Source organism: Streptosporangium sp. H13245 (genome assembly GCF_055690525.1).
Map to the genome: position 1 here is coordinate 56642 of NZ_JBSZKT010000004.1, position 21527 is coordinate 78168.

Genomic DNA, 21527 nt, shown 5'->3' on the forward strand with positions numbered 1-21527 from the left:
GCCCGCCTCCTCTCTGCTGGGTCAGGGGGAAGGCGGGCATGAAAAAACCGCCCGGAGGCGGCTGCAGCGGCGAGGACGGCCCGAGGTCAGGGGGTGAAGTCCATGGTGAACAAACCGTTCGCGTGTGGCGTGATCAACAGGGTTCCGGCCGAGGTGTTGACGGCGTCGACGAGGTCGATGCCCATGATCAGCGGGTCACCGGAGGTGTTGTCGGCGATCATGTCGACGTGCTTCACCCCCGTCAGGGTGCTGGACGGCCACTGAACGGCGTCGGAGGAGTACTTCATCAGCCCGGCCGTTTTGGACAGCGCGGTGCCGGTGACGACCTTGCCCTTGGCCGTGTACCCGGTGCCTACGATTTCGTTCGTGCTGCTGTAGACGGTGTCGTCGTTGTAGTTCGGCGTCTTCGACGCGTTGTACAGCGCCCAGAGGTGATCCTCGCGGTCGAAGTCCACACCGAGCTGGGTCGCGTCGAAGATGTCCATGAACGTGGCTGCGTACAGACCGGATGCCATCTCTACTTACCTCCGGTCTTGCCGGTGCGGGGACGCGCCCGCACGGTCACGGGCAGGCCGGTCGCCTCAGCGGATCCGTCCTCGATCACCACCGGCGCCTCCGACGGTCGGGCGCCGAACAGCTCCCGCAACGGAGCCGCCTCGACCTCCAGGTCGGCCAGTTCCTCCTGCCAGGCGGTGAGCCGCCCGACGAGGACGGCGCGCAGCTCGGCGTCCGGGTGGCCCCCCTGGTCGAGGATCTGCCCCTGCAACCGCCGGTCCAGCGCCGGGATCTCGGCGCTGAGTTTCGCGATGCGCTTCTCCCTGCGCAGCCACGCGCGGGTGTCGTTCAGCGCGACCGCCGCCGTGTTCTTCGCCTTGCTGGCCGCGCGGATCGCCGCCGGGTCGCCGCCCTCGACGGCCTCGGCGTACGCCGCCTTGGCCGCCTGGTGGGCCTGCCAGATCGGCTCGCACGCCTCGGCCACGGCGAGCTCGGCGCGCAGCTGCGACAGTGGGGTGGGTGGCTGGGGTAGTCCGAGACCGTTCACCAGTGCCTCGTCTCCTTCATGACCTCGCCGCTCGCGGCGTGGACGAGCAGGTGCGGCAAGAACACGTGCGCGTCCATACCGTGCTTACGTTCGCGGATGCGGTTGCCGAGCTCAGTGGTGGTGATCTGCATCAGCTCCCCCGTGATGGGGTGTCGGATGGTCTGGCGCTTCGCCTTGACCCGGTAGGACCAGCCACGCGGGCGGGCCTGCACGGATCGCATCCGAGCCAGGTCCGCGGCGGTGTACGCCTGAAGTCCGGACATGCCGAACCGCCTCTCTGTCGTTGGGGTCCAGGCCCTACGCCTGGACCGCGAGCTCGTAGCCGAACTCCCGGCCGAGCTTCGCGACGTCGGCCTCCTCGCGGATCACGGCGTTCGGCATGTTGACTGTGATGCCACCCCCGCCGGTCGCGGCCGATCCGCCGCTCCAGGTGCCGCCTCCGCTGTCGCTGCTCCAGATGTTGGCCGCGCCCTTGATTTCCGTTGTCTGCTGCGCGGCCTTCGCTTTCTTCTCTGCGGCGGCGAGCGCGTTGTCGATCTCCGCCCGGTTGTCGCCGAACGACTCCGCCATGGCTGCGTCCTTGGCTCGCTTCATGACGGCCTTCACCGCGCCCGCCGCGAGGTCGCCCTTGGCGAGGACGCCGTCGACCCAGCCTTGGATCGTGTCTCCGCCGATCCCGTGGTACAGCTTCGACGGCGAATGCGAGTCCAAGAATCCGGTGACCGCGTCGGTGGCGTTTTTTACCACGGATTTCGCCGCGTCAGCTGCAGCGCCAACCATGGACCTGATGCCGTTCACGAATCCCAGGATCATGTCTTTTCCGGCCTGGAGCAGCCATTTACCGGCGTCGACGAAAACAGCTTTCACTTTACCGGGAAGCTCTTTGATGAAGACGATCAGAGCGTCAATCTTTTCAGACACCGTTTTCTTGAGATTTTCCCAGGCGGTGGTCGCATCAGCCTTGAGTTTCGTCCACGTCTCGGACGCTATTCTCTTGATAGTTTCCAGGGCGCCAGAAAGAATATCTTCTACTAATTTCCAGAGGGAGTCCCAGATTTGACGCAAACCCTCTTTGAGGAGCGTAAAATCACCGGTCATTACGCCCTTGACGGTTTTGACTAGACCGGAAACGACGCCCCAAAAAGCATTCCAGATAGAGAGGAAAGTGGAGACTAGACCGGTGACGGCGGCAATAATGTCCTGGCCATACTTATCCCACAGTTCTTTCAGGATAGTGAGGACATCGGAGACGACCGTTTTCGCGGATTCGAATCCCTCAGAGAGTTTCGTTTTCCACTGTTCGATGGTCTCCCCATTGGCGTCCACCCATTCCTGGACATCGGCGACCACGCCGTCCCAGATCGCGCCTGCCTGCTCCCGCCACTGGCCGAGCGTCTCCAGCGCCCCCGACATCGAGAAGTGGGTCGCAGCCCCCTCTAGGGCCGGTATCACCGTGCCGCCGAGAAAATTTACGACACCCTCAGAAAGTCCCCTCTTCCACTGCTCGATTTTATTCGTCGCTGTGTCATGAAGGGTGTCACCGGCCTTCTTGGCCGCACCGGAGAAACTGCCGAGAGACGTCGCGGCGGTGGTTGGATCCAGGGCGAAAAGAGCGTCTTGAAGATCCTCCGCTTTTGTTCCGAAAAGGCCGACCGCAATCGCATCCTGCTGGACCGGGTCCTTGACGTCTTTCAGGCGCTGGATGACGTCGCCGAGAGCCTGCTTCGCAGGCTCACCGCCCTTGGCGAAGACCTGGAACATTTTGTTGGCGTCGAGACCGATGCCTTCAAATGCGACCTTGCTTGTTTCTGAACCATCCTTAGCGCGGATCGCGAACTCTTTAAGAGCGTCCGCGACCGTATCCGAGTCACGCGCACCGGCTTGAAGACCCTGGGAAATAAGGCCGAGAGCATCCTTGCCGGATAAGCCAATTTCACGGAATTGAGTACTGTATTCATTAAATGTGTCGAGCAAATCTTCCGACTTGTTCGCGCCGTTCTGCGCACCCTTAACGAGGATGTCGAACGCCGCTTCGGCATTCGGGGCAAGATTATTTCGGAGGATGTTGCCGACGGCCGCCGTGACGCGATTGACGTCCTCGTCGAGGATCGTCGACGCGTTCAGGGCGTGCTTCGACAGCGCCCCCAGCGACTCCTCGCTGGCGCCTCGGATCCCGTCAACGTTCTGAATCAGGCTCCGGATCGAGTTGGTGACGTCGCCGATGCCCTCGCCGTACCCCTGGGAGTACACCTCCCCGGCGACCCGGCCGAGCCGCCCCATCTCCGCCTCGGACGCACCGATCTGCGCGAACAGCTTCTGCCGCGCCTCCTCGCCGTCCAGTGCGGACTGCAACCCGGACATCAGGGCCGCACCGATCGCCGCGCCCGCCGCGAGCGCCAGCCCGGCCGCGCCCGCCTTCAGCCCACCGACCAGGTTGGCGCCGACCCCGGCCAGGCGGGACTGCCCTGAAGCCTCGACACCGTCGCCGAGGCCCCGGCCAACGTCGTCTCCGGTCTGCCGGGCGGCCTCCCTGGCCCCGTCCAGGCCGGTGCGCAGGCCGTCGACGAGCTGGTCTCCGGCGCGCTGCCCGGACGCCTGGGCATCGTCGTCGAGGGAAGCGAACGCTTCGTCGATCGAGGCGTCGAGCTCGCGGGCGAACGCCTCAGCCTCCGCCTCCATCTCGCGGAGGCTCGCGTCGAGCTCGGCTTCGAGCCGGTCCAGGTCGGCGATCGCGGAGGCAGGGTCGAGGCCGTCAGCGATCGCCTGCTCGACCTGGGCGAGGGACCGGGTGACGGTGCCCTCGACGGACGCCATGACCTGCGTCGTCGCGGACTGCAGCCCCGACATGGCCTGTCCGGCGCTGTCGATGGCGGAGTCGAAGCCCTTGTCTTCGAGGTCGATGATGCCGTGCAGCTCTCCCAAGCTGAGACTCACGGGAGATCACCTCCCGGTCGCTCAGATCACAGGGTGCTGATGTAACTCTGAGCGGCTTGGCCGCGCAGCTCGACCGGCTCAGCGGCGACGACGCGGCGCCACAGCGATGTCTCGGGGAGCAGGCCGTTGACGAGGACGCAGAACTTGCGCCACGTCATTCCTTCGTTGACCGCCTGGACGATGTCGAGGCCGTTGTACTCGCGCGTGATGTCTGCTTCGAGGAGCGCCCAGTAGCGGACGATGCTGCGCGTCCAGTGGCCGAGGCCGTCGGAGCCCCCGTCGTCGGGGGCTCCGCTTCCCCCTCCGCGGCCTCCTCCTTCTTGGAGTTGTAGGCGCGCATGCAGTAGTCCACGAGGTCGTTCAGCTGCGTGTCGAGGCCGAGGCCATCAGCGAGGATCTGCTGGTATTCGGCCTTACCGAACATCGATTCGAGGATCTCCTGCAGCAGCAGGAGGCCTGTGGCGCCGTCTTGCTCTTTGCGGGCCTTCCGCTCCCGGATCAGCAGGATCATGACCCGCGCGGGCCGCTCGGGCGGCAGGGTGTAGATCTTGCCGAGGACCTTGACCCGCTTCGGCTTCAGGGTGGCCCACGCGGCGTCGAAGTCGTGGTCCAGGTCCTCGTCGTAGTCGTCGGGGTCGACGAACGACGGCTCGATGTCGCTCATGGTCAGGCGACCGCCATCGTGGTGGTGAGGCCGCACTTCGTGATCGTCGCGGCCCACGCGGACTTGTCGTTGTGGGCGCCGCCGGACTCGCCGAGGGTCACGGTGCAGTCCCACACCTTCCACACCTGGTCCATGGGGTGACGGAACCGGATTCGGCCGCGGCTGTCATAGCCGACCTTGTCCTCGCCACCCAGCGCCTCCACCCGGGCCCTGCCCGGCTGAAGGGCGCCGGTGATGTGGTCTTTCTTCTCGGCGCCTTCCAGCTCCAGCACCGCGCCCCTCTGCATCACGTCCTGCTCGTAGGCGCCCTGGGAGTCGTAGTCGGTGGTGTCGGCCACCTCTTCGTTTTCACCGCGGTTGACGGTGGTGTTGCCCAAGTTCTCGATGGTCAGCCACGTCGGCGACGGAGTGGCTCCGTCGGAGACCTGGATAATGATGTCCCTGGCGTTGATCTTCACCTGAGTCAAGGCCGGTGCTCCTGTTCCTACGTGGCCCGCGCGTTGATCTCGGCGCGGAAGTTGACGGTGTACTCGTGGCGGCCGTGACCATCGGGGCCGATCGGCACGGGCCCGGCCTGGGTGCCGACGACCAGCTGCAGCCAGGTGCCACCCGCGAGGAAGCGCATGCCGAGGCCGTGCAGGGCGTCGTAGACGTCCTGGGCCTTCCGTTCGGCGATGCGGTGGTCGTGCGCGGGCCCGCGGACGCGCACCTGGATGCCGGGCTCGTCGTAGCTGTCGGCCAGCGACGACTCGGGGCCGCCGTAGCGGAAGATGGCCAGCGCGAGGTCAGGGGTGTCCGGCAGGTGGCCGGGGAAGATGGTGCTGCCCAGCTCGCCGTCGGCGTGGTAGATGCCGAGGGTAAGGTCGGCGGCGAGCTGCGCGAACTCCTCCAGCAGGGTCATGTCAGCTCCCTGCGGATCTCCGCGGCGATGATCTCGGCGATGACCGGCGCCTCGGTGGCCATCGGCTCCTCCAGGTATTTCGCCTGGCGGCCGTCGTCGTGGCGGTAGGTGAGGTCCTCGTGCTGGCGGACTGCGTACGGCCCGTCGAAACTCACCGCGGCCCGCAGCGCGTCCTCGTCGACCGACGGGGTGCCTGACCGCTCGAGAGTGCCTTCCTCGTGCGGCACGAGCTTCCGGCTCGCCCCGAGGAGATGCTCAGCCCCCTTGCGGAGACCAAGGATGGCGCCTTTCCTCTTCGCGGCCTTGATGGCCGCCCCGTTGAACGTCAGCTTCGCTCTCTGCGGCACCCTGACCACCTCCCTTACTGCAAGGCGACCTCCAGGTGGGAGGGGACGGGCAGGATGCCACCGTCGATCGGCGCGCAAGTGATGACGGTGGTCTTACGGCCGTCGGGGAGCGTGACCCGCGAATCGGGCGGACAGGTCTCCCACAGCTGCATCCGCAGCGTCGTCTCCGACAGCACCTCTTTGCGCTGGGCATCGCGCACCAGGCGGCGTTTGTCCTCCCGCAGGCAGCGCACCGGCGTCGGCGGCCCGTAGATCGGGCCGAACGTGCCGGCACCCTTGTACGGCTCGATCACCACGTCGACGCCCGCCCGACGCAGCAGGAAGCCGGGGATACGGCGAGGCATCAGGTCATCCAGGGGCCGGTGCGGAACAGGCCCGGGACGGCGGCGAGGATCTCGATCGCCCGCTCGGATCGGCGCGGGTCGGCTGGCACCCCGGACGGCCCGGCACCCCGGGTCAGGGCGATACCGCCAGCGGAGACGCTGGTGTAGTCGGCGCCTGCTCCGGTGCCGTCGTCGCCGTGTTCCTGCCACCACTCCACCTGCGCGCACACCGCGCGGGCGAAGGCTTTCGCCACCGCCGGATCCGAGGGCATCTCGTCGACGTCGCCGGGCACCAGGTCGTAGACCGCCCAGCGCAGCACGTTGTCATCGAGGTACTCGGTCGCCCGGGTCAGCAGGCGGTCCGAATCCAGCGGCGGCGCGGCTTGCAGTTCGTCGGCCAGGTCGGTGGTGGTGGCGTAGGAGCGGCCCTGGGCCGGAGCCGGGGCGACGCTCACCAGCTGGTGCTCGATGCCCGCGCCGGTGCCGGTGACGGTCCACGTCAGCCGGTAGATGCCCGCGGCCGGGTACGGCACCTCGGCGGTCCACGTTGCGCCGTCGTCGGTGCTCGCGGCCGGTGTGGTGATCGTCCCGGCCGGTGCGCGGACGGTGAGTACCACCGCCGTGGACAGGTCGGCGGGGTCGACGGCGAGGGTGACGATCTGGGAGTCTCCGGCGTCCGGCATCCTGACCACCTCCTACGGGGTGCGAACGATGGTGAGGGTGGCGGTATCGGCGGCGGCCGCGGCCAGGACTCCGCCGGTGCGCGCGGGCGTGAGCGTCGAGGCGGGAGCGGTGGTGATGGTCAGCGTCCCGGGCACGGGGACGTCGTCACCTGCCGCGACGGCCGCGGACAAGGCGCCGAGCGGTGCGGCTGCAGCTCCGTGCACGGTCCGCTGGCCCCGGCCCGCCGCGACGAACGCGCCGAGGACCGGCGCGGCGCCGTGCACGATCCGTCGGCCCGACGCAGCCGCAGTCAGGGCGCCGAGCTGCGCGGTGAGCGCGGCGCGGATCCTGCGCCTGCCGGTGATGGTGGCGGTGAGCGCGCCGAGCGCCGCGGCGGCGACGCCAGGCACCGGAGGGCGGCCCGCTACCGCGGTCGCGGTGAGCGCGCCGAGCGGGGCAGAGGCCACCGCGAGGACGGTACGACGACCAGCCGCCGTAGCCGTGAGCAAGCCCAGGTGCGCGGTTGCGACCCCGGTGACTTTCCCGACCGCGCCGCCGCTGGCGGCAGCGGTGAGCCCGCCGAGGCCTCCGGTTGCGGCGCCGTGCACGGTACGGTGACCGGCCGCCGCGGCCGAGATGCCACCGAGGTTGGACGTGGCAACGCCGTGCACCGCCCGGTCGCCGACGGCGGTCGCGGTGAGGCCGCCGAGGTTGGCTGCAGCACTGCCACGGATGGTGCGTACGGCCGAGGCTGTGGCGGTGAGCGCGCCGAGCTCCGCGACGGCCCGGCCGTGCACGAGCCGGTCGCCGACGGCCACAGCGGTGAGAGCTCCGAGCGAACCGGTCGCCGCCCCGCGTACGGTCCGGTCGCCGCTGCCGACAGCCTCGAGCGATCCGAGCACCGCAGCGGCCGTCCCGTGTACGCGACGTGTACCGGTGGCCGTCGCGGTCAGTCCTGCGAGGTTGGCGGTCGCGACGCCAGTGACGGGGACATCGCCGACCGCCGTACCGGCGGCCGCCGCGGCGAGCGCTCCGAGGCCAGCCGACGCGCTGCCGTGGACCGTACGGCGGCCGGATGCCGCCGCGGCGAGCCCGCCGAGAGATGCCGCCGCGGCGCCGTGGACGGCGCGGCGCCCGGCGGCGGTGGCCGTGAGGCTTCCGAGCGCTGCGGTGGCGACGCCGGTGACGTCTCCGCCGCCAGCCTGCGGGGGCTGGATGGCCAGGAGGAACGTGATGTTGTCGCGGCTGCCCGCGAGGGTCGCGGCGAAGTTGCCGGTCGCCCCCATGCTGGTCTGTGGGGCGGTGGCGATCGCGGAAGCGGTGTCGGCTCCGCCGGACGACAGCAGGTCGGTGCGCTCGGTCAGGCTGGCCGGGTTGGTGGCGCACGCCCAGCTCAGGTCACCTATGAGCTGGTTGTCGTCGGTGGCCACCGCGGCGACGATCAGGCACTCCGCGACCGTCGTCGTGATGCTCGCGCAGGCGGGGTGGCTGTTGATGTTGGGCTGCGCGTGGAAGACGTGCACCGGGGTCGTGGTGTCAGCGCCGACGACGCCGATCATCGACCCGGCGCAGCTGTCGGTGAACCCTGACCAGGTGTAGCTCGACGGCTCGCTGCCGCCGTCGGTGACCTTGTGCTCGTAGACGCCCGCCCAGAACGTCGTCGAGACCGAGCCGGAGGCGACGAGCACCCACCCGGACGGAACCGTGGTCGGCGCGCTCGCCGCACCACCGTTGCAGACCAGGGCGTACAGGGTGTCGCCGGTGACGGTCCCGCCCGGTTTCGCCACTGTGGTGGAGGTGGTGGTGGAGGTGCCGCCGAGACCTGCGGCCCGGAAGGTCGGGGCGGCCATCCCTCACCCCCTCGGGACTTACGCCAGAGGATCAACTTGCAATGGAAAGCGCCACGTCCAGGTCGCCGATCGGGATCACGAAGTCGTCGCCGATCTGCATAGCGTTCGCCGTCACCGTTCCGGAGAACAGGAACGTCCCGGACGTGCTGGCTGACCACGCGGTGAAGTGCGTATAGTCCTCCGCGCCAGCTACACCGGGCCAGGTCAGCACGGCCGTATTGCTGATCGCCCCGGACGCGGCGTTGGTTCCGAACGTCGCCTGGATCCGATCCGCCTCGGTGGCGACGGCGATGGTGCCAGCCGCACCGGGGGCAGCGGTGTGCAGCTGCACCCACACCTCGTCGGGCTCGGTCCACGGCGTGCTCCGGCAGAGCGCGTTGAGGATCGCGTTCGCGATCCCCGAGCTGAGGCCTTCAGCCATCGGTGGTCACCCTCTCTGTGGTTGTGACGCGGGCAGACGCGGCCCGGACCCGCACCCTCAACGCGCCTGCCCGCGCGTCTACTCGACCTGGTCGGCGGCCAGCCGCCAGCCGCCGGTCTCCTCCAGGACGGCCACGCCGAGGCGGGTGTCCTCGTACGAGCCGGTCGGGGCGTGCACGCGCTCGAGGACCTGGCCGTCGTCGTCGAGGCGTTCGTAGGTCGGCATCAGGTCGGCCCGTCGTAGGTCAGGGCGGTGACGCTCGCGTCCGCGCCGGAGTAGTTGACGTGGATCGTGCCGTCGGCCTGCCGGTACAGGGCGGCCTCCAGCGGCGGGACGATCGCGTACTTCCCGGCTGGGATGATGATGGCCAGGTCGGCGATCGCCGCCCCGCCCCGCCCGGCGGTCGCCGGGGACGGGATGGTCGCGGTCAACGTGGTGTCGTCCCCGTTGAGGAGGAACAGCCACCGGCGCGGACCCCACACGAAGCTGTTGCCGTCGGCGATGTTGACCGCGGCGTCGGTGGCGGTCGGGTCAAGGCCGGAGTCCGGGACGGTCGCGGCCGCGGCGAAGGCGGTACGTGCCATCAGCTACCACCGAACCGCTCGATGAGCTTGTCCTTGGAGAGCTTCTCGGCGTCGGCCTTGGACATGTCGCCGTGCTCGACGGCGTAGTCCACCCACTCGGTTTTGTTCGCCGAGGTGGGCGGAGGCGTCGGACGCTGCCCCTGGCCGTCGCCGCCGGAGGCGGTCTCGGTCGACTGGGCGGGCGCCTCGTCCTGCTCTGACGGGGAGGACAACAGCACCCACTGCTCCAGCCGGTCGAAGCGGCCCGACCGAGCCTCGCGCTCCACGACTTCGTCGGTGTTGAGGTTGCGATAGACGTACATCGGGGCGGCTCCCATCAGCTGTTCGGCAGGTCGTTGACGTCGGCACCGAGCACGATGTCGGCCTGGATGATGACCAGCGGCCCCGAGCTGGTGGAAGCGACCTCCAGGCTGAGGACGTCTCCGGCGGCCATCTTCCCGGCGGTACCGACCGGCCGGGCGGTGGCGAAGGTGCTGCTGCCAGCGGTCAGGTCGGAACCGAGGACGTCGACGGCGCCGATCTGCGCGTTGACGGTGGTCGCGGCGCCGCCGGAGCGGTAGCCGTGGATGGCGACGATGCGGCACGCGGCGGGCGCCCGCCAGACGACGTTGCTTCCGGCGGTGGCGGACGGGACGCGGATCTCCTTGGTGACAATGCGGCGCTGATACCCCATGGGGCTACTCCTTGTTGGTTCGGTGAGGGGGTGGCCCGCGCCCGCCCCGCCCGGGGCGGGCGGAGGGGTTAGACGTCGGCGCCCTTGATGAGCACGGCCCTGTTGGGGTCCAGCGTCTTGACGCCGTAGAGGCAGTCGATCGAGCAGATGTCCTGCTTCTGGTCCATGTCGTAGCCGTAGATCACCCGCAGGGAGTAGCCCTGGTAGTTCATGACCGCGGCGTTCGGGTTGCCCTTGGGCAGAGCGAGCGGCCTGAAGGCGAGGGCAAACGCGGTCTTGTGGAACGCGACGCCTTCCTCGGTCGTGCTGTTTCCGCTGGTCTGGGCGGGCTTGGCGATGTTCTGGGTCATATACGGCGAGAACCCGAACACGCGTCCGCCGAGGCTCGCCTCCAGGAGGCCCTCGGTGCTGCCGCGCTTGTCGGCGTGGTGCAGGATGTCCTGGCCGATCCACCGGGCCGACGTGGTCGGGCCGACCACCGCGCGCCGCTCAGCGCCGGGCACATTCCGGGTGTCGAGCACGCGGCCAGCGTCGATGAGGACCCTCGGGTCGGACCAGGCGTACTGGTTGTCGCCAGCGACGACACCGACCTCCTGGCTGATGTCGGTGCGCAGGGACAGGATGTCGCGGTCGATCTTCTGCGCGATGGCTTCCATGGCTGGGGTCAGGAACTGCTCATCGAAGTCGGTGATCTTGAGCGTGAGCTCCTCGGCGGTCACGCTGAACGAGACGTCGGCCATGTGGTTGAGCGTCATGTTGATGCCGGTCTCGGTCGCGTCCTGGACGTTGATGCCCTCGGTGCGCTCGTACTCCTGCGCGACGAACACGGCTGGCTTGCGGATCGTGATCGCGTTGCCGACCTTCCGGCCGAACTCGGGCTCATAGTCGCGGTGGACCAGACCGGCCATGACGGTGGTCTCGTGGAGGTTGACCAGCGCCTGCCGGGCGATGACCGTCGGAGAGAGGATGGTGTTGGCCATGGGCAGGCCTTCCTAGGAGTCGACCCCGCGGCGCCTACGGCGTTCCTTACGGAGTTCTTCGATGTCGTCTGATCCGGCCGTATCGCCGGTTCCGCCGCCGAAGTCGGCCCCGCTCCGGGCGGGCGGCTCGACGCCGCCGATCTTGAGCTTGGGGTTGTCGGTGACGGCCTTCTCGATGGCCTTGCCGACCTTCGCCACGAAGTCGTCCGCGGCGGGGTCGAGCTTGGCCAGGGCGGCGAGGAATGTCCGGGAGTCGGTGAGCGCGCTGGCGTCGGCGTCGTGCTTGGCGGCGCCTCGCCAGACGGCGAGCTCGGTGGACAGTTCTTTGTTGGTGGTGCCGAGCTGCTCGATCGTCGCGGTCAGCTTGGCCGGGTCGGTCGGAGTTTTGTCGTCTTCCTTGACCAGGCCGAGCGCCTTGCCGAGTTCCTGGACCAAGGCGGTGCGGGCCTCGGTGGCCGCCGCGTCCTTGGCGGCGGTGCGGTCCTTGGCTGCCTCTCCGCGGGCGGCCCTGAGTTCCTTCTCCAGGCGGGTGATCGTCGCGGCGGAATCGCCGTCGCCGGTCTTGCCCGCGTTGTCCTTGCCGGTGTCGGTGGCCGTGTCCTTGGTGCCGTCGTCCTGCGCGGCGCCCTGGTCCTGGCCATCCTGGCTGGTGCTGTCCGGCGCGGTGCCGCCATCGGCTCCAGCGCCTGCGTCGCCGCCGCCCTCGCCGGACCCGCCAGCCTGAAGGTAGATGGGACGGTCGTGCTTGGTGTAGCCGAGGAGCGCACCCGGCGCGGTCGGCAACTGGTCGAACATGTGCCCTCCTGGGGCATCACAGGGGAGGCTCGCACCTGGCGGGCCTACGTTTCGGGTGGTGCTGGTTGCCCGGTTTCGGGCGTCCGTCCCCTGGTTCGGGACGGATGGTCATGGGTTGCGGCATATGGTGCGCGCGTGCACCCTCCGCAGCAGCCGCCTCAGCAGCCGTATTCGTCTCAGCCGGGCCCGCCGCCGGGATGGCCATCGAGACCGTCACCGCCCGGCTGGGATTCATCGCGGCCTTGGCGGGAGTTCGGCGACTCCCCAGACGCTCGGCGCCCGTATCTCCCGCCGAAGCCACCGAAGCAGAGCGGGAAGGGCCGAGCATTCGCTGTGCTCGGCGGCCTACTGGTCGTCCTGGCCCTGCTCGGAGGGCTCGTCAGCATGTTCAGCGGCGACGAGGCTGCGGAGCCGGAGGCGAAGGCGAGCGTGCCAGCGCCGAGCACGGCGTTGACGATCCCGAAGCCTGACGCGATACAGGCCGAGGATCTCCTGCGCGGACTATGGCAGATCGATCCGGAGCTGGACCACGAACGCTCGATAGGCCGAGCCCGGAACAGCTGCTCGAACCTCCTCGCTGGCGAACCTCGCGACGAGGTGGTCAAGAAGACTCAGCAGCGGTTCGACGGTGGCGCGGCGAGCGTCGACCTGGCGGACGCACGGGCGATCGTGAAGCTGATCGAGGACGGCGACTGGTGCGTCAGAGCTTGACCATCAGGTAGCCGTTGGACCATCCGGTCCGCGCCAGGGTGGCGAGAGCCTGTGCTTCGGTCTCGCTCGCGGCGCGCATCTGGGTACGGATCGCGGCGCGGGCGCTGTCTCCGCCGAGGTAGGTGACCGTCCCGTCGTCGGCCAGTTCGGCGCGGGCGACCTCGGTGCCGGTTCGGACGCTCACGATGCGCAGCACGGTCATGGCGGTCACCGTACCCCGGCGATCAGGTTCCGGGTGCCGGACGCGTTCGGTGCGAGGGCATCGAGCACGCGCAGCGAGTAGTCCAGCCACTCGCCTCGGCCGAGGTGGTCGAAGTCCTCGCGCAGCCCTTCCAGGCGGCGGCGGACCTCGTCTACGTCTGCGCGCGTGAGCGGGTTTCCCTCACCCTGGGTGTAGAGGTCCGCGAAGTCGCTGACCACGTACTCCAGGTCGACGACGCCGTCGTCGAGCATCTCGGTGTAGGCGACGCCGTGATCGATGGGGACGACCCGGCCGTCTCGCAGCATCCAGTTGCCGCTGTTGCGGTCGAAGTTGTGGACGAGCAGGTCGAGGAGCCCCATCTTCTTGCCGTCGTCGCTGGCCGCCGCGTCCCTGACCCGCTTCGGTGGATCGCCGTAGCCGGTGAGCTCGGCGGCGGTCGTGGCGTCGTCGACGTAGTCCATGTAGATCGTGTCGGGCCCGGTGCGGTACACGCGGGGCGCGTCCAGGCCGAGGGCGCGGGCGACCTTGGAGGCCACCTGCTCCCCGGCGGCTTCCTGGATGCCGCCGCTCCCCGGTTTGGCCGTCTTACGGACCACCTTGCGGCCGTCCTTGAGGGTGAGCAGGTCCACCTTGGCGACGGCGCCGCCGCCGAGCGGCCGCTCCTCGCGCACACCTTCTTCGACGGCGCGGGCGAGGTCCTCGATGCCGTCGAGGTTGCGGTGGTACGGCTTCGCGGCCGCCGGGACCGGCGAGGCCTTGGGCTTCGGCGGGGTCTTCGGCGCCGGAGCCTTCGGCAGGGCGGTCTTCGGCGCGGGCCCGCCGGGGGCGGGGGGTTGCAGGTCTGCAACGGGTCCGCCCTTCGGCCCGCCAGCCCCGGGGGTGCTGCCAGCCCCGGGCTGCTCCCGGTAGGACAGCCTTTTCAACTTCGGGTTGGCCTTGAGGTGGGCCCGCATGGCGCCCTGCCAGCGGCGGACGTCGGCCTCGGCTTTCTTCTGCGCCTCCGGGGTGATAGCGCCGGTTGCGCGGAGCTTGTGCTTGCGGATCTCCCGCTCGATCGCCCGCTGCCGCTGCCTGGCCTTGTCGCCCTCAGGGTCGGCGGTGTTCTTCGGGGCCGCCGTGACACCCGGAAGGTAAGCGCTGACGCTGTGCCTGCAGTTCGGGTGCTGGAACCCGGCGCGGCGGGCGTCGTCGAGTGTGCCCTCCACGTCGACGGTCACCAGCTCGTCGTCGTCGCGCGTCGCGTGCTGCAGCTGGACCTTGCCGACCGGCCCGGAGTCCCGTCGCAGGACTTTGCCTTCCCAGGGGCGGCAGAGTTTGCACTCCTGGCCGTGGTCGCTGACGATCACCAGGTCGATGCCGATGCTGGCGAGCCGGTCGGTCTGGGCCTGCACTGCTGCGCGGGCCACGTTGGTCCGCGCGATCATCTCGGTGTAGGAGGACAACTGCCAGGTACGGCCAACGGAGTCCGTGAACGAGGTGATGCCCTTGTCAACGAGGCGCTGCCACGCCGCCTGGCTGGCCTGGCGGCGGGTGGCGGTACCAGTCGCGATGCGCGCCGCGGTGGCGGCCTGCACGGCGCGGTATGCGTCCTCGGGAGCCCGCAGCAGGTTGCTGTCCACCCTGCCGAGGTCGCGGTGGAGTGCGGCCGCGATGTTCTCCACTACCGCAGCGCCGGGCACCTGGTCCAGTGCGGACTTGGCGCCCGTCTTGGCCAGGGCGGCCGCAGGGATGGTGCTGAGCGCGCTGCCATAGCCGTTCCGGTAGGCGGCCCGTGCGGCCGCGCGCACCGCGGCGCTCTTCGTCTTGGCGAGGCGCGCTGCAGCCTGCTCGGCGGCCGCGCGAAGGCGACGGACGGCGTCGAGCTTGACCTCGGCGGTCGGGTACGGAAGGTCGCGCCTGAGCTCGGCGGCGATCGCGGTGACGAGGCTGTTCTCGACCTCGCGGTAAAGGTCTGCGACCGATGAGGCGATGGAGTCGAGGAGGTCCTGGTCGACGGCCACGGGAACCTCCCCGCAACCATCAGAGGTGGAGGAGTGCCTGGCCCGGGCCGGTAGGCGCATGGTTGTGCGCAACCACAAGAGGTCACGCACAACCTCTTGGGCCTACCGCCCGGGACCGCTGTGGCCTAGCCGCAAGGACTGCGAAAGTCGACTTGAGCAGCCATTTTGCCGTCTGAGAGAACCGTAGCCGGAAGCGGTCTATGGCGGAGCAGCTTTCATCGGGAAACTTCTTGCGGCCCGTTCTGCTCCTGGGCCTCCGGCTTCTCGCCCTCGGCGCCTTGCATCTCCTCGGGCAGCGCGAAGGGGTCCATCACCGTGGCCGGTTTGTCGTCCTTGATCTTCTGGACTTCTTCCTGCACCTCGGGCTCGTCCCAGTCGGGGTGAGCGAGCCTGACCTTCGTCTCGGTGCTGGCGGCTTCGGCTTGGGCGAGGAGGTTGATGGTCTCGGCGACCGTTTTCGGATCGGGGCTGACGCCGTCGGGCCAGGTCACGACCGGCCGTTGCGGTGTCACCTTGGATTTGAAGATCATCCGGTCGACAGTGAGGAGGGTCTCGGCGAGCCAGGGCATGGCCGGTTTCCAGTAGTTGATCTTCTTGTCGCGCGTCGCGTACGACTTCTCCTTGCGGGCGCGAACCTCGGTCGCGGTCTGGGCGACGTCGCCCTGCTCACCGAACGACTGCGCCGAATAGCCAGCCGCGCGGACGATCTGGTTGACCAGGTCGGCCGATGTCGCCAGGTGCTCGTCGACGCGGATGAGGAACTGGTGGGCCGACAGCTGCATGTTGCCGTCGCCCTTGCCCAGGATGTTCAGCGCCTCGTAGACCTCGCGGTCGGGGTCGAAGCTGGGGCCTTCGCCGCGGCGGCCGGTGCTGTCGAGGTAGTTGTCGGGGACGACGAGTCTTGCCTTGGCGAGGCGGATGTCCCTCATCAGGCTGCTGTAGGTCTCGTCGAGGCTGTCCATGAGGCGCATCACGGCGGGTGTGTAGTCCGACCGGCCGAGCGGGGTGCCGCGGATGATCCGGTGGGGCCGGATGTTCGGTACGTGCTTGACGGCCAGGCCGCGAAGGCCGGTGACGAGCGCGCCGGTGGAGTCGACGAGCAGCGCGAACGGGGCGGTCTCCGGGTGGTCGGCGAGCGGCATCTGCTTGCCGAGTTTGCTGCTGGTGCCCCTGTACAGGCCATGCAGCACGCGGCCCTTTTCGTGGCGTTCCAGGTGGCGCCAGACCTCGCCGTCCTGGTCGGCGACGACGTGCCAGAACGTCACCGCGACCAGGATGCCGCGCTTCCACTCAGGCACCGCGGTGTCGCCCTCGATCGCGTCGACGAGCGGGTAGTCGGCGAGGTCCTTGTCCCAGTCGACGCGGAGGTAGACGTCGCCGTACGCGGCGTTGATCTCCGCGGACTCCAGGAGCCGGGCGTAGATGCCGCCCTCTTCGAGGATGTCTTCCAGGCGGGCCTGGGTGGCTTCGTCCTCGACTTTGAAGCTGGGCGGCTCGCTGAACAACAAGTCCGCGGAGGTGACGGCGATGTCGCTGGCGATGGGGATGTGCAGCCGGTTGTCGCGCATCTGGTTGGGCGGCGTCGGGTTGCCCCAGAAGAAGCGGGCGGCCTTGCCGATGAGGCCGCCGCGGTGCTGGCTGGGGCGGTCGTACTGCTTGAGGTCGAGGCCGGGGCTGCCGTTGGCGCCGCCGTAGTAGCTGATGAGCTGGTCGGGGTCTCCTCCGTACCAGGTAGCGGCGTCCCGGTAGTACTTGTTCGGGAGTTCGCAGGCGGGGGGCGGCCACATGGTGCCGCCGCCGCTCGGCAGCGGCATGGGATGCATCCTCTCAGGGGGCGAGTGGGGTCCAGCCGAGTGCGATCAGGGCGTCGGTCACCCGCTCGGCGGTGGTGAGGACGAGATCGCCGTCTGCGGTTTCGATCTCGATGCGGTGTCTGAAGAGGTCGGTCATCAGGTCGAAAGCGGTGGGTTCGAGCCGTGCGCGCTGGCCTCGTGGCGAGTGGCGGCGGCGAGCAGCACGGAGATGGTGGTCACGGCCTCGACCTCCGGGGCGGGGGGTGCGTTGCCGAGGGGGTCGTAGTGAGCGATCGGTCGGCCGCCGTGGTAGCAGTCACGGCAGTGGAGACTGACCTCGCCGTTTTCGTCGCCACACAGCCAGAACCGCGAGGCGAGCGGGGGTGTCCAGCCGAGCGCGACCAGCGCGTCCCTGGTCTTGTCCGGTACGGCGACCGCGAGCAGGCCGCCGATCTTGACCTCGTAAGTGTCGAGGTCCACGGTCAGCTGGGGCGGCTGGCCGGCCTTCGCGGTGAGGGTGATGCTGCGGACGCCGGGGAGGACCTGGCCGTCGAGCTCGATGGCGTTCGCGCGGCCGGTGGGGCTGAGGTGCAGATGAGCGCGACGCTCCATCAGGTCGCGTGCCGGGTGTCGAGGTGCGTGTCCTTGACGCAGGCGGCCAAGCGCTCGTACTTCTCGGCGGTCGTGTGCCCATCCCAGCCCGGCCACTCGGCTTCCGAGACGGCCACGGGCACGTGCTGGACCAGGTCGAGGTCGGCCTCAGCCAGATGCCAGGACAGCTGGCCGTGCGGGGTGGTGATGTAGATGACCGGCCAGTCGGGCTCGTCCCGGTCGGCGTAAGCGATGACGGAGGGGTAGATCGCGGCGAGGTGGGCGATGAGCGCGGCCCGCTCCCGGTAGGCGCCGATCTCCGGAGCGGGCTCCGGCTTGGCCTGGCTGGAGGCCGACCGTACGAGCCCGGTTTCAAACTCGTACTTGGCGAACTCCGCTCGGAGCTTCTCACGCAGGGCAACGCGGTCGGGGTCCTCAATGGTCGCGCCCGACATGTTGACCGTCACGGGCTGGCCCTGGCTCGTCTTGAGTGCGGTGTGGAGCCTGGTCCAGGCGTCGGCGATGCTCACGAGGGCGGCTACGCGGTGCGGGTCGATCCCGTACTGCCGGGCGTCGTCGAGGGTCTTGGCGGCGGCCTCCGCCGCCTGCTCGGGGGTCACATCGCCTCCGAGTTCATGAGGCCCTCGGCGGCGTCGATGACGTCGCGGTAGAGCTCGACGCGCCGCTCGGGCAGCGCGCTGGCCCACTGGGTGTTGACCGAGTTCACGGCCGCCAGGAGCGGGACGACCTCCGGGATGACCGGGGCGGCGGCGCCGACGTCGGGCGGGACGTCGCGGGCGGGCGGCTCGGGGTCGACCTCGTCGATGTCGGCGTCGACTCCACAGAGGCGCGGCCAGCCGGGCATTTCGAGGAGCGGGGTGGGCTCGGTGTACAGCGAGCGGAGAAGCTCGGCCCAACCCCTGGCGACGGTGACCCGGTTGTCGACGATGGCCGCCGAGCTCTTGCCGTGGAATGCCTCGTTGGCGGCCTCGTCGAGCAGCGCGGCCGCGCGGGCGGCGGCGTAGGCCGGGGTGATGCCGGAGATGGTCTCGCTCATCGGGTACCGCTCCGGGCGATCGCGGCGTTGGCCCAGAACATGGTCTGCTCCAGGTTCGTGAGCGCGAGCGCCTTCTCGCGGCCCTCGGGGAGCATGTAGTCGAGCACCGAGGCGAGAGCGCGGCATGCGTCTCGGACGTCCTCGTGGCCGCGTTGCCGTTCCGGAGTGTCGGCGGGGTGGAAGGCGAAGCGGTTGGCGATGTCCTCGGGTGCCATGGGTTTCTCCAGGTGGGTGCGGGGTGCGGATGGAGTAACTACCGGGAATACGTCTTCTCGCAAGTGAAACGCGTGTTCGAATCAGGCGGCGAGGATCAGCGGCGGCCGGAGTTTGTGCTGCCAGGAGGCCTGCGTGGTGTGGATGCCGTACCGCAGCATGTCCACACCGTGGTCGTTGACCTTGATCGGCTGCTCGTCGCCCTGCTCGGTCTTCTTCTCGTCCCAGCAGTAGCCCGGGATCTCTTCGATGAGCTCGGTGCACTCGGCGGCGATCTTGAGCCGGTCGGTGGCCAGCAGGCTGGCGACGTTGCGCAGGCCGTCGTTGACGTCGTTGTCGCCGGGCAGGCTGGTCAGCCGGTCCGTGTGCAGCTGCACGCGGAACGACGCAGCCGAGGGGTCCACCACGGTGTAGCGCGGCTGGATGCCCTTGAGCGTGGTCCTCGGGATCGGCGCCTCGGCCAGCCAGGCCCGCAGCCGGGCGGAGTACTCGACGTCGCTCAATTGCCGGTGCTTCACCCGGGAGTCGTAGCGCCACTCGTGGGTGAGGTACAGCCGCCGGTCCGAACCCAAGCCCAAGATGCCCGCGTGGAAGGGGTTGGTTGTGCCGTAGTCCACCGAGCAAGCGATCCACTCCGTGATGAGCGGCAGCTCCTGGACGACGTGGACGTCTGGGTCCCATGTGTCGAAGATCGCGCCCTCGGCGGCGACCCACGCACCTTCGATGAATCTGCGGTACCACAGGCCGACGTACTCGGACTTCAGGGACCGCACGTATTCGGGGTCGAGGGCGTGGTTGTCGTCGATGCTGAAGTGCCACGACCTGAGGTTCAGCTCGCCCTTACGCAGCAGGAACTTTTTGCGCAACCAGTGCGCGGGGGTGTCCGGGTTGGTCGTCGCGAAGAGCTTCGCTCCCGGGACCGACAGCCTGGACAGGAGCATGTCCCAGAAGTTCGACGGGATCAACGTGGCCTCGTCCACGTACGCGCCAGCGAACGTGCCGCCGCGCAGTCGCCCCTCGGCGCGCTGGTCGTTGGCTGTGATGATCTCGATGGTGCGGCCTAAAATCATCGCGGTCGGTGCGCCCCGGGTGTAGCTGATGAGCCGGGCGGCCGGACCGAAGAGGGCAGGGTCCATCAGCGGGCCGAACACGTTCCGCCAGACGGTGTCGTACGTTTTGCCGATGACGACAAGCTGGCCGCCGCGCGGCGCCGATGCAACGTAGACGAGCCACCGCAGGAGGCTCGCGATCGTCTTCCCGCTGCGGACGCTGCCTTCCCAGATGTTGATGCGAGCGGTCGCGTGGGCGATCGACCGTTCCTGGGCCTCCGATAGCAGGAGGCTACTCCCCGCGACCATGCCGGTCCTGGAGGGTGTCGAACAGGCCGCCGAGGAGCGAGGAGATCGCCGCGGCGTCGTCGCCGGTGTCGTAGTCGGTCAGGCGGAGCGCCTTGTCCGTGGCGATCGCGACGGAGGCGAGGATCTCCCGCTTGTCGCGAAACAGCGGCTCTTCGAGGTCGTGGCTGTTGTGGGTGTTCTCCTTGCCGCCGAAGTTGTGGATGGTGCACGGTTCCCACAGCTGGCGGCGGAGGCGGATGGCGTCCTGCAGGAGGTCGGCGGCGAGCTGCGCGCGGAGCGCCCGGTTGTCGGCCTGGCGGGCCGCGGTGGCGGCTGCGGTCTGGGTGCGGGCCCAGGACAGGCCCATGTCGGCGGCGTGCCGACTGATCGTGCCGGGCGCTCGGTTCAGGCGGCGGGCGACCTCGTGCAGCGACAGACCCTCGCCGTGCAGCTGCCGGATCTGGTCGCGTTCGGCTTCGGTGACGGGGCGGGCATGGGCCACGGTCACCTCCCGGAGTCACGCGGCTCGCTGCGCCTCCTCGGCGGCTTCGCGGCGGCGGGCCGCACGCTCCTGCCACGTCCGGGGGACGGGTTGGCCGGTGCGCAGGAGCCACTCGATCGTCGCCAGGTCGACGCCGTCGTACATCGCGGTCCGGCCGACGGAGCCGAGGCGACGGGCGTGGTAGCGGTGGGCCCAGACTCCGAGGGTCGCCCGGGGCCGCTCGAGGTGCTCGGCCGCTGCTGCGAGGGTGGTGGGCTCTGGGCGGTCGCCGTCCACGAGGTCACCCCCCGGGAAACACGAAACCCCCGGCGCGGTGCGCTCGGGGGTACAGATCATCCAGATTCGGAACGAAGTGTTACACCTGGTCAGGCCGTCGCGCAAGTGGGGCTCGTCGCGAGCGTGTCGAACGCGGACAGATCGGCGATCAGCTGGTGGCGCTCGGCCGGGGTGAGGCGGATGACGAGCGGGCCGCGCGGGATGAGCAGGGCGTCCCCGCGCGGGCACGGCATCAGGACGTACGGCGGGGAGTCGGGGGCGTCCACGAGATCATTCTCCCAGGGGCGAAACCGGCATCTGACCGCCTCCACACCGGATTACTCTTTGCGCCATGAACGAGACGATGCGTCACTACGCTGAGGTTCCCATCCCCAACGAGGTCATGGAGAAGGCCGCCGCTGCCACGAAGGCGGCAGGTCTCGACATCAGCACGCCGGAGGGCCACGAGTTCCTGATGGACCGGGTCTCGGAGTGGATCAATAACCAGGAAGAGGTCGAGGTCCGCAACCTGGTGAACCTCGACGACCTGGACCGCGCGGCCGACCCCGGCGACCTGTGAACGCAAGTGGGCCCAGGTAGGCGTACGCCTCCTAGGCCCGTAAGCAGCGGGGCTCCGGTTCCTCCCGCAACGTCGGATCGGAGCCCCTGCTGTATCTCAACCCATCATG

The 21527-nt window shown here is 69.1% G+C and carries 33 protein-coding genes; 2 read left to right on the top strand and 31 right to left on the bottom strand.

Annotation, left to right across the window (positions count from 1 at the left end; translation table 11 throughout):
• Positions 1 to 86: 86 nt before the first annotated feature.
• The 19 genes from ACW9TB_RS09875 to ACW9TB_RS09965 all read right to left on the bottom strand — a co-directional run bounded on the left by ACW9TB_RS09875 (position 87) and on the right by ACW9TB_RS09965 (position 12177).
• Positions 87 to 515 carry a hypothetical protein gene (locus ACW9TB_RS09875; RefSeq protein WP_472747653.1) on the bottom strand — a complete coding sequence of 143 codons (429 nt, stop codon included), beginning with the start codon at positions 513 to 515 and terminating at the stop codon, positions 87 to 89.
• Between the two features lie 2 nt (positions 516 to 517).
• Positions 518 to 1042, bottom strand: coding sequence for a hypothetical protein (locus tag ACW9TB_RS09880; protein WP_472747654.1), 525 nt, complete (start codon positions 1040 to 1042; stop codon positions 518 to 520).
• A complete protein-coding gene (locus ACW9TB_RS09885; RefSeq protein WP_472747655.1) occupies positions 1039 to 1305 on the bottom strand; it encodes a hypothetical protein in 267 nt (88 codons plus the stop codon). The genes ACW9TB_RS09880 and ACW9TB_RS09885 overlap by 4 nt, the downstream gene beginning before the upstream one ends.
• Positions 1306 to 1339: 34 nt before the next feature.
• A complete protein-coding gene (locus ACW9TB_RS09890) occupies positions 1340 to 3976 on the bottom strand; it encodes a phage tail tape measure protein (protein WP_472747656.1) in 2637 nt (878 codons plus the stop codon).
• A 26-nt stretch (positions 3977 to 4002) separates the two neighbouring features.
• Positions 4003 to 4134, bottom strand: coding sequence for a hypothetical protein (locus ACW9TB_RS09895; RefSeq protein WP_472747657.1), 132 nt, complete (start codon positions 4132 to 4134; stop codon positions 4003 to 4005).
• Positions 4131 to 4640 carry a hypothetical protein gene (locus ACW9TB_RS09900; RefSeq protein ID WP_472747658.1) on the bottom strand — a complete coding sequence of 170 codons (510 nt, stop codon included), beginning with the start codon at positions 4638 to 4640 and terminating at the stop codon, positions 4131 to 4133. The genes ACW9TB_RS09895 and ACW9TB_RS09900 overlap by 4 nt, the downstream gene beginning before the upstream one ends.
• A gap of 2 nt (positions 4641 to 4642) precedes the next feature.
• Positions 4643 to 5098, bottom strand: a complete 456-nt coding sequence (locus ACW9TB_RS09905; protein ID WP_472747969.1) for a phage tail tube protein — start codon at positions 5096 to 5098, stop codon at positions 4643 to 4645.
• A 26-nt stretch (positions 5099 to 5124) separates the two neighbouring features.
• Positions 5125 to 5541 (bottom strand): minor capsid protein, encoded by a 417-nt coding sequence (locus ACW9TB_RS09910; protein ID WP_472747659.1) that lies wholly within the window; start codon positions 5539 to 5541, stop codon positions 5125 to 5127.
• Positions 5538 to 5888: a hypothetical protein gene (locus ACW9TB_RS09915; RefSeq protein WP_472747660.1), complete on the bottom strand. Its 351-nt coding sequence runs from the start codon at positions 5886 to 5888 to the stop codon at positions 5538 to 5540. Before ACW9TB_RS09915 ends, ACW9TB_RS09910 begins: the two co-directional genes overlap by 4 nt.
• A 14-nt stretch (positions 5889 to 5902) precedes the next feature.
• A complete protein-coding gene (locus ACW9TB_RS09920; RefSeq protein WP_472747661.1) occupies positions 5903 to 6232 on the bottom strand; it encodes a hypothetical protein in 330 nt (109 codons plus the stop codon).
• Positions 6232 to 6894, bottom strand: a complete 663-nt coding sequence (locus ACW9TB_RS09925; protein WP_472747662.1) for a hypothetical protein — start codon at positions 6892 to 6894, stop codon at positions 6232 to 6234. Before ACW9TB_RS09925 ends, ACW9TB_RS09920 begins: the two co-directional genes overlap by 1 nt.
• 12 nt (positions 6895 to 6906) lie before the next feature.
• Positions 6907 to 8724, bottom strand: coding sequence for a hypothetical protein (locus ACW9TB_RS09930; protein ID WP_472747663.1), 1818 nt, complete (start codon positions 8722 to 8724; stop codon positions 6907 to 6909).
• A gap of 31 nt (positions 8725 to 8755) precedes the next feature.
• The gene (locus tag ACW9TB_RS09935; RefSeq protein WP_472747664.1) at positions 8756 to 9145 is read right to left on the bottom strand and encodes a phage tail fiber protein; all 390 of its coding nucleotides are present in this window, start codon (positions 9143 to 9145) and stop codon (positions 8756 to 8758) included.
• Positions 9146 to 9223: 78 nt separating this feature from the next.
• Positions 9224 to 9370 carry a hypothetical protein gene (locus ACW9TB_RS09940; RefSeq protein ID WP_472747665.1) on the bottom strand — a complete coding sequence of 49 codons (147 nt, stop codon included), beginning with the start codon at positions 9368 to 9370 and terminating at the stop codon, positions 9224 to 9226.
• Positions 9370 to 9729, bottom strand: a complete 360-nt coding sequence (locus tag ACW9TB_RS09945) for a hypothetical protein (protein WP_472747666.1) — start codon at positions 9727 to 9729, stop codon at positions 9370 to 9372. The genes ACW9TB_RS09940 and ACW9TB_RS09945 overlap by 1 nt, the downstream gene beginning before the upstream one ends.
• Positions 9729 to 10031 (bottom strand): hypothetical protein, encoded by a 303-nt coding sequence (locus tag ACW9TB_RS09950; RefSeq protein WP_472747667.1) that lies wholly within the window; start codon positions 10029 to 10031, stop codon positions 9729 to 9731. Before ACW9TB_RS09950 ends, ACW9TB_RS09945 begins: the two co-directional genes overlap by 1 nt.
• A 14-nt stretch (positions 10032 to 10045) precedes the next feature.
• Positions 10046 to 10402, bottom strand: coding sequence for a hypothetical protein (locus ACW9TB_RS09955; protein WP_472747668.1), 357 nt, complete (start codon positions 10400 to 10402; stop codon positions 10046 to 10048).
• A gap of 68 nt (positions 10403 to 10470) precedes the next feature.
• Positions 10471 to 11382: a major capsid protein gene (locus ACW9TB_RS09960; RefSeq protein ID WP_472747669.1), complete on the bottom strand. Its 912-nt coding sequence runs from the start codon at positions 11380 to 11382 to the stop codon at positions 10471 to 10473.
• 12 nt (positions 11383 to 11394) lie between these two features.
• Positions 11395 to 12177, bottom strand: a complete 783-nt coding sequence (locus ACW9TB_RS09965; RefSeq protein WP_472747670.1) for a hypothetical protein — start codon at positions 12175 to 12177, stop codon at positions 11395 to 11397.
• A 384-nt stretch (positions 12178 to 12561) separates the two neighbouring features.
• Here ACW9TB_RS09965 and ACW9TB_RS09970 point away from each other — a divergent pair, with 384 nt between their 5' ends.
• A complete protein-coding gene (locus ACW9TB_RS09970; protein WP_472747671.1) occupies positions 12562 to 12888 on the top strand; it encodes a hypothetical protein in 327 nt (108 codons plus the stop codon).
• On the opposite strand, the gene ACW9TB_RS09975 is transcribed toward ACW9TB_RS09970, so the two are convergent.
• From ACW9TB_RS09975 to ACW9TB_RS10030, 12 genes are all read right to left on the bottom strand, one after another.
• Positions 12878 to 13090, bottom strand: coding sequence for a hypothetical protein (locus tag ACW9TB_RS09975; protein ID WP_472747672.1), 213 nt, complete (start codon positions 13088 to 13090; stop codon positions 12878 to 12880). The genes ACW9TB_RS09970 and ACW9TB_RS09975 overlap by 11 nt on opposite strands.
• A 5-nt stretch (positions 13091 to 13095) precedes the next feature.
• Complete coding sequence (locus ACW9TB_RS09980; protein ID WP_472747673.1) at positions 13096 to 15090, bottom strand: phage minor capsid protein; 1995 nt, start codon at positions 15088 to 15090, stop codon at positions 13096 to 13098.
• A gap of 215 nt (positions 15091 to 15305) precedes the next feature.
• Positions 15306 to 16904, bottom strand: coding sequence for a phage portal protein (locus tag ACW9TB_RS09985; RefSeq protein WP_472747674.1), 1599 nt, complete (start codon positions 16902 to 16904; stop codon positions 15306 to 15308).
• Between the two features lie 13 nt (positions 16905 to 16917).
• Positions 16918 to 17040 carry a hypothetical protein gene (locus ACW9TB_RS09990; RefSeq protein WP_472747675.1) on the bottom strand — a complete coding sequence of 41 codons (123 nt, stop codon included), beginning with the start codon at positions 17038 to 17040 and terminating at the stop codon, positions 16918 to 16920.
• Positions 17040 to 17495 carry a hypothetical protein gene (locus ACW9TB_RS09995; protein WP_472747676.1) on the bottom strand — a complete coding sequence of 152 codons (456 nt, stop codon included), beginning with the start codon at positions 17493 to 17495 and terminating at the stop codon, positions 17040 to 17042. Before ACW9TB_RS09995 ends, ACW9TB_RS09990 begins: the two co-directional genes overlap by 1 nt.
• Positions 17495 to 18094, bottom strand: coding sequence for a WDGH domain-containing protein (locus tag ACW9TB_RS10000; RefSeq protein WP_472747677.1), 600 nt, complete (start codon positions 18092 to 18094; stop codon positions 17495 to 17497). Before ACW9TB_RS10000 ends, ACW9TB_RS09995 begins: the two co-directional genes overlap by 1 nt.
• Positions 18091 to 18531, bottom strand: a complete 441-nt coding sequence (locus tag ACW9TB_RS10005; protein ID WP_472747678.1) for a hypothetical protein — start codon at positions 18529 to 18531, stop codon at positions 18091 to 18093. The genes ACW9TB_RS10000 and ACW9TB_RS10005 overlap by 4 nt, the downstream gene beginning before the upstream one ends.
• Positions 18528 to 18746, bottom strand: coding sequence for an Acb2/Tad1 domain-containing protein (locus tag ACW9TB_RS10010; RefSeq protein WP_472747679.1), 219 nt, complete (start codon positions 18744 to 18746; stop codon positions 18528 to 18530). The genes ACW9TB_RS10005 and ACW9TB_RS10010 overlap by 4 nt, the downstream gene beginning before the upstream one ends.
• Positions 18747 to 18827: 81 nt before the next feature.
• The gene (locus tag ACW9TB_RS10015; protein ID WP_472747680.1) at positions 18828 to 20102 is read right to left on the bottom strand and encodes a PBSX family phage terminase large subunit; all 1275 of its coding nucleotides are present in this window, start codon (positions 20100 to 20102) and stop codon (positions 18828 to 18830) included.
• Positions 20086 to 20589 carry a helix-turn-helix domain-containing protein gene (locus ACW9TB_RS10020; protein WP_472747681.1) on the bottom strand — a complete coding sequence of 168 codons (504 nt, stop codon included), beginning with the start codon at positions 20587 to 20589 and terminating at the stop codon, positions 20086 to 20088. The genes ACW9TB_RS10015 and ACW9TB_RS10020 overlap by 17 nt, the downstream gene beginning before the upstream one ends.
• Before the next feature lie 9 nt (positions 20590 to 20598).
• Positions 20599 to 20859 (bottom strand): hypothetical protein, encoded by a 261-nt coding sequence (locus ACW9TB_RS10025; protein ID WP_472747682.1) that lies wholly within the window; start codon positions 20857 to 20859, stop codon positions 20599 to 20601.
• Positions 20860 to 20948: 89 nt separating this feature from the next.
• Positions 20949 to 21125 (bottom strand): hypothetical protein, encoded by a 177-nt coding sequence (locus ACW9TB_RS10030; protein WP_472747683.1) that lies wholly within the window; start codon positions 21123 to 21125, stop codon positions 20949 to 20951.
• Positions 21126 to 21190: 65 nt separating this feature from the next.
• Between ACW9TB_RS10030 and ACW9TB_RS10035 the strand changes: the two genes are divergently transcribed.
• Positions 21191 to 21418, top strand: coding sequence for a hypothetical protein (locus ACW9TB_RS10035; protein WP_472747684.1), 228 nt, complete (start codon positions 21191 to 21193; stop codon positions 21416 to 21418).
• Positions 21419 to 21527 lie beyond the last annotated feature (109 nt).